This window comes from uncultured Anaerovibrio sp., assembly GCA_902786545.1.
Taxonomy (GTDB): domain Bacteria; phylum Bacillota; class Negativicutes; order Selenomonadales; family Selenomonadaceae; genus Anaerovibrio.
The window spans coordinates 1-9,471 of record CADACU010000055.1 but is presented as its reverse complement, the minus strand read 5'-3'; the positions used below and the strand labels follow the sequence as shown (position 1 = coordinate 9,471).

9 protein-coding genes are annotated in these 9,471 nt (G+C 42.1%); 3 read left to right on the top strand and 6 right to left on the bottom strand.

Features of this window, described 5'->3' with window-relative positions; genetic code table 11:
• From QZV24_RS09315 to rpiB, 6 genes are all read right to left on the bottom strand, one after another.
• Positions 1-581 (bottom strand): glycosyltransferase family 39 protein (locus tag QZV24_RS09315; RefSeq protein WP_294523192.1); only part of this gene is annotated, 581 nt, incomplete at its 3' end.
• Between the two features lie 24 nt (positions 582-605).
• Positions 606-1,871 (bottom strand): UDP-N-acetylglucosamine 1-carboxyvinyltransferase, encoded by a 1,266-nt coding sequence (murA, locus tag QZV24_RS09310; protein ID WP_290657788.1) that lies wholly within the window; start codon positions 1,869-1,871, stop codon positions 606-608.
• Positions 1,872-2,091: 220 nt separating this feature from the next.
• Positions 2,092-3,273 (bottom strand): iron-containing alcohol dehydrogenase, encoded by a 1,182-nt coding sequence (locus QZV24_RS09305; RefSeq protein ID WP_290657790.1) that lies wholly within the window; start codon positions 3,271-3,273, stop codon positions 2,092-2,094.
• A gap of 72 nt (positions 3,274-3,345) precedes the next feature.
• The gene (gene upp, locus QZV24_RS09300) at positions 3,346-3,981 is read right to left on the bottom strand and encodes a uracil phosphoribosyltransferase (protein ID WP_294523189.1); all 636 of its coding nucleotides are present in this window, start codon (positions 3,979-3,981) and stop codon (positions 3,346-3,348) included.
• A gap of 77 nt (positions 3,982-4,058) precedes the next feature.
• Positions 4,059-5,306: a serine hydroxymethyltransferase gene (gene glyA / locus QZV24_RS09295; protein WP_290657793.1), complete on the bottom strand. Its 1,248-nt coding sequence runs from the start codon at positions 5,304-5,306 to the stop codon at positions 4,059-4,061.
• A gap of 21 nt (positions 5,307-5,327) precedes the next feature.
• Entirely contained in the window at positions 5,328-5,774 is a 447-nt protein-coding gene (gene rpiB / locus QZV24_RS09290; RefSeq protein WP_294523187.1) for a ribose 5-phosphate isomerase B, read from the bottom strand.
• Between the two features lie 317 nt (positions 5,775-6,091).
• On the opposite strand from rpiB, the gene QZV24_RS09285 reads away from it, so the two are divergent.
• The 3 genes from QZV24_RS09285 to QZV24_RS09275 all read left to right on the top strand — a co-directional run bounded on the left by QZV24_RS09285 (position 6,092) and on the right by QZV24_RS09275 (position 9,335).
• Complete coding sequence (locus QZV24_RS09285; protein WP_294523186.1) at positions 6,092-7,447, top strand: RNA-binding domain-containing protein; 1,356 nt, start codon at positions 6,092-6,094, stop codon at positions 7,445-7,447.
• A gap of 337 nt (positions 7,448-7,784) precedes the next feature.
• Complete coding sequence (locus QZV24_RS09280) at positions 7,785-8,339, top strand: DUF805 domain-containing protein (RefSeq protein WP_294523183.1); 555 nt, start codon at positions 7,785-7,787, stop codon at positions 8,337-8,339.
• A gap of 216 nt (positions 8,340-8,555) precedes the next feature.
• On the top strand, positions 8,556-9,335 hold the full coding sequence (locus QZV24_RS09275) for a zinc ribbon domain-containing protein (protein WP_294523181.1): 780 nt from the start codon (positions 8,556-8,558) through the stop codon (positions 9,333-9,335).
• Positions 9,336-9,471 lie beyond the last annotated feature (136 nt).

The window sequence follows — 9,471 nt, the reverse complement described above, 5'->3', positions numbered from 1 at the left end:
CGAATACAAAGAAAAACTATTATAATGAAGCCCGGCAACAAAATGCCGATAGGCCCCTTATCCAAAGTAGCCAAGCCAGCAAAAACATAACAAAGGTAATATATATTCCGCTTGCCGGTGCTGTACCCCAAATAGAAGCAAATCAGCACTGCATTGAAAAACACAAACAGTGTAGCATCGGTGATAACGGTTTTGGATAGTAGCCAATACTCAAAGCAAGTTCCTAAAATACCGGCCGCCATCAGGCCTGTTTTTCTGTCATAAAGCTTTCTGGCAAACAGATAAGTCATCACCAAGCCCAGAGTACCAAACACTCCCGGGAAAAACCGGGCCGCAAATTCATTAACCCCGAACAGCTTATAGGCAGCAATCAATTCCCAATAAAAGAATGCCGGCTTGTCATACCAGAAATTACCATAAATCCGTGGTGACACATAGTCACCGGACCGCAGCATTTCCAATGCCGTAAGGGTATAATTTGATTCCACCGGATCAGTGATAGCTATAGCCCAATTCCCCAACAGGAACAGCACCAGTCCTATCTCACTAATCAACGCAATATCTTTTTTGGTTGTTTCCATCAAATCAAAATGCTCCTTATGTATTTACACATCCACCCGGCGAATATCTGCCCCCAGACCAATCAGCTTGGCGACCAAATTATCGTATCCCCGGTCAATATGGTGAATATAGCCAATGGAGGTTTCGCCCTCAGCTACCAGTCCAGCCAACACCATAGCAGCACCAGCCCGCAGATCCGTAGCCTTTACCTGGCACCCTACCAAGGAAGGAACCCCTTCCACCACCGAGGTCCGGCCATCAACCTTGATATTGGCTCCCATACGCTTTAACTCGTCCACATGCATAAACCGGTTCTCAAACACGGTTTCTGTCACCATCCCAGAGCCCTCCGACACAGTAAGCATAGCCATAAACTGGGCCTGCATATCCGTTGGAAAGCCTGGATATGGCATAGTCTTTATATCTACTGCCTTGGTCACCTTGTCACAGGTCACCCGGATACCATCAATATTCTCCTCAATGGTCACGCCAGCCTCTTTCAGTTTGGCAATAACCGGCTTCAGATGTTCACTGATGGCATTCTCAATATACACATCACCCTTAGTCATGGCTGCGGCTACCATATAGGTCCCGGCCTCAATCCGGTCCGGAATAATGGTATAATTTTTACCCGTAAGCTTCTTTACCCCGTCAATCTTGATGACATTGGTACCGGCGCCACGAATTTTAGCCCCCATAACATTCAGGTAATTGGCCAAATCAATTATTTCCGGTTCCTGGGCCGGATTCTCAATAATCGTCTGCCCTTCAGCCATGGACGCCGCCATAATTATGTTTTCTGTAGCTCCAACACTCGGGAAATCCAGATAAATTCTGGCGCCCTTCAAGCCATTAGGGGCCTGGGCCTCAATAAAGCCATGACCAATATTGATTTCTGCCCCCAAAGCTTCAAAGCCCTTTAAATGCAAGTCAATCGGGCGGGTACCAATGGCGCACCCTCCTGGCAGGGAAATTTTAGCCTTGCCATACCGGGCCAATAGTGGACCAATAATCAGGAAAGACGCCCGCATTTTTCTTACCAAATCATATGGAGCCTCACAGCTGGCAATATTGGAGCTGTCCACCTGCAAGGTGTTTTTATCTACATTAAACTCCGCCTTTACCCCCAGCTGCACCAAAACCTCAGTAATAGTATGAACATCATCCAATGCCGGTACTTCCTCCAAACGGCTTGGCGTATCCTGTCCCAACAGGGTAGCTGCAATAATTGGCAATACAGCATTCTTTGCGCCGCTGATTTTTACCCGGCCCCGCAGTGGTCTGCCACCATTTATAATCAACTTTTCCATTTAAGTATTATTCCTCCTAAATAGGCATACTTCTTGAGTGTATTACACTTCAGTTTAACACAAAAAAAAATGGTATGCAAATAAAAAAAGGGATACTCACCCCCACCGGTAAGCCAACCACTATTCCCAAGGAATACACGGTTAGCCAGATAGTAAATATCCCCAAAAATAAATCAGGAGGAAGCGAATTTTGCTATCACTTCCCCCACATTACTTTTCCTTATTTGTTTACACTCTGATAGATAGCCATCACATCCTGCTTATTCATAGGATGGAATACCCCTGCCCTGATGGTATCATTTTTGGTGCAGATATCTGCCATTTTTTCAATGTCTGCATCACTCAGCACTCCAATCCCCAGCTTGCTGAATGTAGTCGGCATCCCCAGTTGTTCAAAAAATTCTTTGGTTAGGCGAATCCCTGCTCTGGAGCGTTCCTCAGGGGTTCCGGCATTTACTCCCCAAACCTGTTCTGCCCATTGGGCAAACCGTTCCGGCTTATCTTCGTATACATAGGTCGCCCAAGCTGGCCACATTACCGCCAACGAGGCTCCGTGGGCCACATCGTATACCCCACTCAACACATGCCCCAGCTTATGAGCCGAAAAATCCTTGCCACGGCCCAAACCGGTAAAGTTGTTGTGGGACACGCTGCCACACCACATTATTTCGCTCATGGCTTCGTAGTTTTTCCGATGAGCCACGGCAATTCGGCCGTATTTAATCACATTTTTCATCAATGCTTCTGCCACCAGGTCGGTAAATACATTGTCTTCAATGTGGGAAATATACCGTTCCAGGGTATGCATAAAAATATCCACCACGCCACAAGCAATCTGGTACGGTGGCAAAGTGAAGGTAAACTCCGGATTCATAATGGCAAAATCCGGACGAATGATATCGCTGTGAGCACCACCTTTTTTGCCGGTGCCATCAATAGTCAGAACCGCCGAATCACTGGTTTCGCTACCAGCCGCTGATATAGTCAGTACCACACCTATAGGGGCACAGGATTCTATCTGCCGTCCCCTTTCCCAATACTCAGAAATATCCACATCAGGATTAGCCAATCCTACAGCTACAGCCTTAGCTGTATCAATAACGCTGCCGCCCCCAACAGCCAACACCATATCAGCGTCAAAATCAATAGCTTCGGCGGTTGCTTCCTGCGCAAAGGATAAAACTGGATTTGGCTGTACACCACCCATGGCTTCAAACTCAATATCCGCCTCATTAAGCTGCTCTTCCAGTTTTTTCAGTATCCCATTTTTTTCAACACTGCCACCACCATAGAGCAGGAAAACCTTGCTGCCGCCATGTTGTCTGATTTTATCCGCCAGTTTTTCCTCGGCCCCCTTACCGAAAACAATATCCGTCGGACAATAAAACTCAAAGTTCTGCATATAACCCCCCCTTATACAGCTACTGCCGACCAGTACATAAAATGCACCAGCCGGCAGAATATAGTTCTTTATTTATAATGTACCAAAAATTCTGTCCCCGGCATCACCTAAACCAGGCACAATATAACCCTTTTCGTTAAGCCGCTCATCAATAGCAGCAACATAAACCGGCACATCCGGATGCTCATCGTTGATAACCTTAATCCCTTCCGGAGCCGCCACCAAACACATGAGCACAATATTCTTGGCGCCCTTCTCCTTCAACAGGGAAATAGCCGCTGCCGAAGAACCACCGGTAGCCAGCATTGGGTCTACCACAATCAGGGTACGTTCAGCCACATCACCTGGCAGCTTGCAGTAGTATTCTACTGGCTTTAAAGTAGCTGGATCACGATACATACCCACATGACCTACCCGGGCGGATGGAATCATATTTACCACACCGTTAAGCAGACCTAAACCAGCCCGCAGGATTGGTACTACGCCCACCTTCTTGCCAGCCAGCACCTTGGCCTTGCACTTCGCCACCGGTGTTTCAATTTCGATTTCCTTTAATGGGAAATCCCGGGTTACTTCATAAGTCATCAGCATAGCAATTTCTTCCAACAGCTGACGGAAATCCTTGGAGCTGGTTTCCTTTTTGCGCATGATGGTGAGCTTGTGCTGAATAAGTGGATGATCAACCACAACTGCTTTTAAATCTGACATAATTTTCCTCCTACGAAATAATTTTCCCTAAAGCTTATTATACCATATAATTCAGTACAATAGTGTACTAGGAAAAATTATTCATATAATGGATACTTCTTGCAAAGGGCTGCTACCCGTTCCCGGGCCTGAGCCTTGGCTGCCTCGTCTTCCGGGTTATCCAGAACCAGTGCAATGATGTTGGCTACCTCCCGCATATCGTCTTCCTTGAAGCCACGGGTGGTAAGGGCCGGTGAACCCAGACGAATACCGCTGGTTACAAACGGGCTCAGCTTTTCAAATGGAATGGTGTTCTTATTGGCGGTAATCCCCACCTCATCCAACACATTCTGGGCCACCTTGCCGGTGATATTCTTATTGGTCAAATCCACCAGCATCAAATGGTTGTCAGTACCGCCGGACACAATTCTAAAGCCTTTTTCCGTCAAAGTATCAGCCAATACCTTGGCATTTTTGATAATCTGCCGGGCATATTCCTTAAACTCAGGGGAAAGAGCCTCTTTAAAGGCTACTGCCTTGGCCGCAATGACATGCATCAAAGGACCGCCCTGAATGCCAGGGAAAATTGCCTTGTTGAACTGCTTGCCAAATTCAGCATCCTTACAAAGAATCAGGCCACCCCGTGGGCCACGCAGAGTCTTATGGGTAGTAGTAGTTACTACATCAGCATATGGAACTGGTGATGGATGAAGTCCGGCTACTACCAGACCGGCAATATGAGCAATGTCAACCATGAGATATGCTCCTACGGAATGGGCAATCTCAGCCAATCTAGGGAAATCCAAGGTCCTGGCGTAAGCGGAAGCACCAGCTACAATAAGCTTTGGCTTGCACTCTTCTGCCAATTTCTGAACTTCATCGTAATCCAGCTGCTCTGTATCAGCACTTACCCCATACGGAACAATCTTGAAATATTTACCTGACATATTCACTGGGCTACCATGGGTCAAATGACCACCATCAGTCAAATTGAGACCCATTACCGTATCACCGGGAGTGAGGAGAGCAAAAAATACCGCCATATTGGCCTGAGCCCCGGAATGTGGCTGTACATTGGCATACTCTGCCCCAAACAGTTCCTTGGCCCGGTCAATAGCCAGCTGTTCAACAACATCTACATGTTCGCAGCCACCATAATACCGCTTGCCAGGATAACCTTCCGCATACTTGTTGGTAAGCACGCTGCCCTGAGCTGCCATAACAGCGGAGCTGACAATATTTTCTGAAGCAATAAGCTCCAGCTTGTTCCGCTGACGATTTAGCTCGGCGTCAATAACCTCGGCTATTTCCGGATCTACAACCTTCAAATCTTCCATTAAGCTCATCACCAATTCCTCCTGTATTCCTTACTTATTTTCCAAAGCCATCATCTTTTCAATGCGGCGTATATGGCGTTCACCATTTGAGAACTCAGTGCTTATCCAGGCCCGAACAATTTCTCCCGCAGGACCGGCCCCAATAACCCGGCCTCCCATGGCCAACACATTAGCATCGTTGTGTTCTCTGGACATCCGGGCTGAAAACACATCATGACACAGTGCTGCCCGAATCCCCTTTATCTTATTGGCTGCTATGGAAATACCAATACCGGTACCGCATAATACAATACCCCTATCTGCTTCTCCGCTAATAATTTTCCCACAGACCTTCCGGGCAATATCCGGATAATCTACTGACTCTCCGCTATAGGTTCCGGCATCTTCGGCTTCAATATCAGGAAATTCCTGCAGAACGGCCAGCACCGTTTTCTTCAATTCTATTGCCCCATGATCACAGCCAACACAAATCTTCATTCATAATACTCCTTTTACAATGGACTTTTATACTCACATAGAGTATTTTACCATAGGTAAAGATTCGGCACAAGGAAAGGACTATTAGCATTTTCCTTATATCATTACCAGTCAAATAGCTGTAAAACTTGATAGTAGTTTTATTATTGTATAAACATTAACACCGCCTTTATCCTACAGGAAAGAAAGTATGACTTTTCTCGCTTATTTAATCCCAACATTTTTTGATATACGGTGGCACTGTATCTAATTCATAAGTGACAAAAAATGTCACTTATAGTATAATGATGTCACTTATGAAGGAAAGAGGCGCAGGTATGAATCTTGGAAAAGAAAGTGAAACCCTCGAATTTAAGAAAACAACAGGTGAAATCAAAGCTGCTATGGTGTCAATAGCTGCAATCCTTAACAAACATGGCGTCGGTACATTATACTTTGGGGTAAAACCTAACGGGGATGTTACAGGTCAGGAGGTTTCAGAATCATCCTTAAGAGATGTTTCCAGAAATATATATGAAAGCATAAAACCTCAGATTTATCCTGCTATTAATGAAGTTATCCTTGAAGGCAAACACTTAATAAAGATTGAATTCAGTGGGGACCATGCACCATATTCTGCCACTGGCAGATATTATTTGCGTACAGCAGATGAAGATAGAGAAGTTACCCCAGATGAATTAAAGGAATTTTTTGGAGCAAATAAACATAGAGGCAAGTGGGAACTTTATAAATCTGGAGCAACAGCAACGCAAATCAATAAATCTACAATAAAAAGATTTTGGGAAAGAGCAGTAAGTGCTGGAAGATTGCCTCGTGGAAGGTATACTTGCCCGATTATTCTCAACCGTTTTGGGCTTATCAAGGATGATAAACTGACCAATGCTGGTGAAACATTATTTGGTAATACTCATCCTGTTACGCTAAAGGCTGCAGTTTTTGCCACGGATGAAAAGCTTACTTTTCTTGATATGAAACTTTTTGAAGATAATGTTCTTAATCTAATGAATACAGCCGAGGACTATATTGTAAAAAATATTCGCTGGCGAAGTGAAATTACGGGATTTCAGCGAGAAGAGGTACCAGAAATACCACTTGCTGTTATTCGTGAGGTGCTGGCGAATGGCTTTGCACATTCGATATACAATGCCAGGACATATCATGAGATTTGTATTCATCCGGGAATGATATCAATATATAGTCCTGGTGAATATGCGAGTCCTCATAGACCAGAAGAGTACATTGAGGGCAACTTCCAATCGGAGATTAGAAATCCCCTAATAGCGAAAATGTTGTTTTTGTGCAAGTCTATCGAGCAATTTGGTAGTGGATTCAAGAGAATTGATAGTCTATGTAAAGATGCTGGAATTAAGTATTCGTATGAAAATGTCAGCAACGGATTTAAGTTTATCCTCTACCGGCCTCACATTATAAGTGACATTTCAAACGTCACTTGTAATGTCACTTATGGAGAAAATGAAGCACTAAACAAAACAGAACAGGCTATATTGGCGGTTTTGAAACAAAATCCAGCGATTTCAAGAGAAGATATGGCTGAAAGAGTTTCAAAAACAGTCAGAACGGTTCAGCGTGCCCTTGTTTCATTGTCTGGCAAAGGTTATATCAGGCGTGTAGGAGCTAAGAAAAATTCCACATGGGAAGTACTGAAAAAGTAATGTAATATTTGAGTTTATCAAAAGGCTGGTTGAGGGACCAGCCTTATTATTCGGGGTGGGCTGTATACCAGATGGAGTCTTGCATTATAAAAGGGCTCTCACATAAAAAAATGTTTGAGTCCTAGAATTATGTTTAGTTAAATGAGGTATTAATTCACTATATAAAATGTTGTAATTTATACTATGTAGATAAATGATATTTTTCTATTTTGGCAGGAATGTTATGCCATATGTTGAATTAGAACCATATAATCTATTAAAACAGTATTATATCTATGGTAAGTGTATATAATACGTAGAATGGCCAAACATTTAATAAACATGGGGTGGTGGCAATATGTTTTGCAGAAAATGTGGTGAAGAAATTAGAGATGATGCTGTGTTCTGTCCAATGTGCGGCTATAAAATTGAAGAAATAAGCCCAACTGATGACAGCCATGAAGACGAAAGAAATGAATTGGTGTATCAAGCTGATGATAATTCCGTTATAACCAATGAAAATAATATAGCGCAGGAGGCGGATACAATAGAATGTCCGCCATATAGGCAAATGCCCCCAAAAGATGTAGAGGATAATGCATCTAAATATAAATTTTGGGAGGGACGTTTAAACAGGAAAGGCTATTTAGGAATAAGTATATTATTGATATTCCTCTACATGGTTGCCGTAGCAGTACATAGAAGTATCAGTGAAATTGCCGGCCTATTTGTAGGCATTGTAATACTTGTACTATGGATAACTGCATCTATTAAAAGGTGTCATGATTTTGAACAATCTGGTTATATGTGCATATTGTTATTTATTCCTATAGCCTCGCTTTTTTTTAGTATATATTTATTGTTTAAACCAGGTACTTCAGGCAGAAATATTTACGGGGATGAGCCCTCATAGTTTGGGGATATAGCAAAGGGGAGATTGGCTACGGATATAAAGCGATTGCTGTGTAGGATGATCTTTTTTAGGTGTATCCTTATATGCAAGTTGCGTCCCTAAAATTTCGGATTCTGTAAATGATGGTTATTAAGGAAAAATTGGACTATTTAACGACAATCTACATTACAATTAGCTAGATGTTTGTAATATTGATGTTTTATTGGAGGTGAATATATGTTTTGCAGAAAATGTGGCACAGAAATTTCGTCGGATTCGTTATATTGTCAACTTTGCGGTACTAAAGTTGAAATACAGTCATCAGACTTAAGTGATAACATAGAGGAGAGCAATCAAAAAGAAACCAGTTTTATGTCAATGGTAAATGAAGGTAATACACGTTCAGACGCAAAAAATATTTCAACAGTAAATCCGTCAAATAAAATTAGTAAAATATATAATGATAAATTTTTTCTTGTAGGTATAGTAGTAATATTAATAACAATATTTGGTGTATGGCTTTATTCTTCAAGTCTTACGGATGTTACCATTAATGGTAATTCCTCAAAATTAACGGTTGCTTCCCCTGTTTATTTGACGGATGCTAAGATGGATTATGTTGGGCCGGAGATAAAAAAATATACTTATAAACGAGGAGCTTCTGATCGTTTTGTTTTTGAGGTCACATGCATCGAACTATATAAATATGTATCACCAGAAGATTTAAAAAAATTTTCAAAAGCAATAGCTGATGAATATAAGAAAGATAGAAGTGGCTTTACCGCTGATAAGTTTGAAAATATAAAAATTAATAATGAAGATGGTATAAAGATGCTTGGTACTTTATCTGTTAATGGGACCCAATATAGAATAAAGTGTGTAAGCTTTAAATGTTTTAATGAAATATGGACAATTTTTATTGGATATGATCCATCGGACGATAAGACAGAGGAAACATCTGAAAAAATAATTAATAGTATAAAAATTATACCAGAGAATAAGAAAGGGAGCAGCTAAGCTGTTCCCTTTTATTAATCCATATGTGAGTTTAAGTGAGACTATGAAAAAATTTCTGTAAATAAGATCTTCTATGGTTAAAAACAATATATATTTTATGTGTATGCCAGTCAAATGCTCACGGTCAGATAAATCG

Bases quoted from the DNA above. Each gene is read 5' to 3' on its own strand.
- murA (WP_290657788.1), bottom strand. From the start codon at position 1,871: ATGGAAAAGTTGATTATAAATGGTGGCAGACCACTGCGGGGCCGGGTA.
- QZV24_RS09305 (WP_290657790.1), bottom strand. From the start codon at position 3,273: ATGCAGAACTTTGAGTTTTATTGTCCGACGGATATTGTTTTCGGTAAG.
- upp (WP_294523189.1), bottom strand. From the start codon at position 3,981: ATGTCAGATTTAAAAGCAGTTGTGGTTGATCATCCACTTATTCAGCAC.
- glyA (WP_290657793.1), bottom strand. From the start codon at position 5,306: ATGAGCTTAATGGAAGATTTGAAGGTTGTAGATCCGGAAATAGCCGAG.
- rpiB (WP_294523187.1), bottom strand. From the start codon at position 5,774: ATGAAGATTTGTGTTGGCTGTGATCATGGGGCAATAGAATTGAAGAAA.
- QZV24_RS09285 (WP_294523186.1), top strand. From the start codon at position 6,092: ATGAATCTTGGAAAAGAAAGTGAAACCCTCGAATTTAAGAAAACAACA.
- QZV24_RS09280 (WP_294523183.1), top strand. From the start codon at position 7,785: ATGTTTTGCAGAAAATGTGGTGAAGAAATTAGAGATGATGCTGTGTTC.
- QZV24_RS09275 (WP_294523181.1), top strand. From the start codon at position 8,556: ATGTTTTGCAGAAAATGTGGCACAGAAATTTCGTCGGATTCGTTATAT.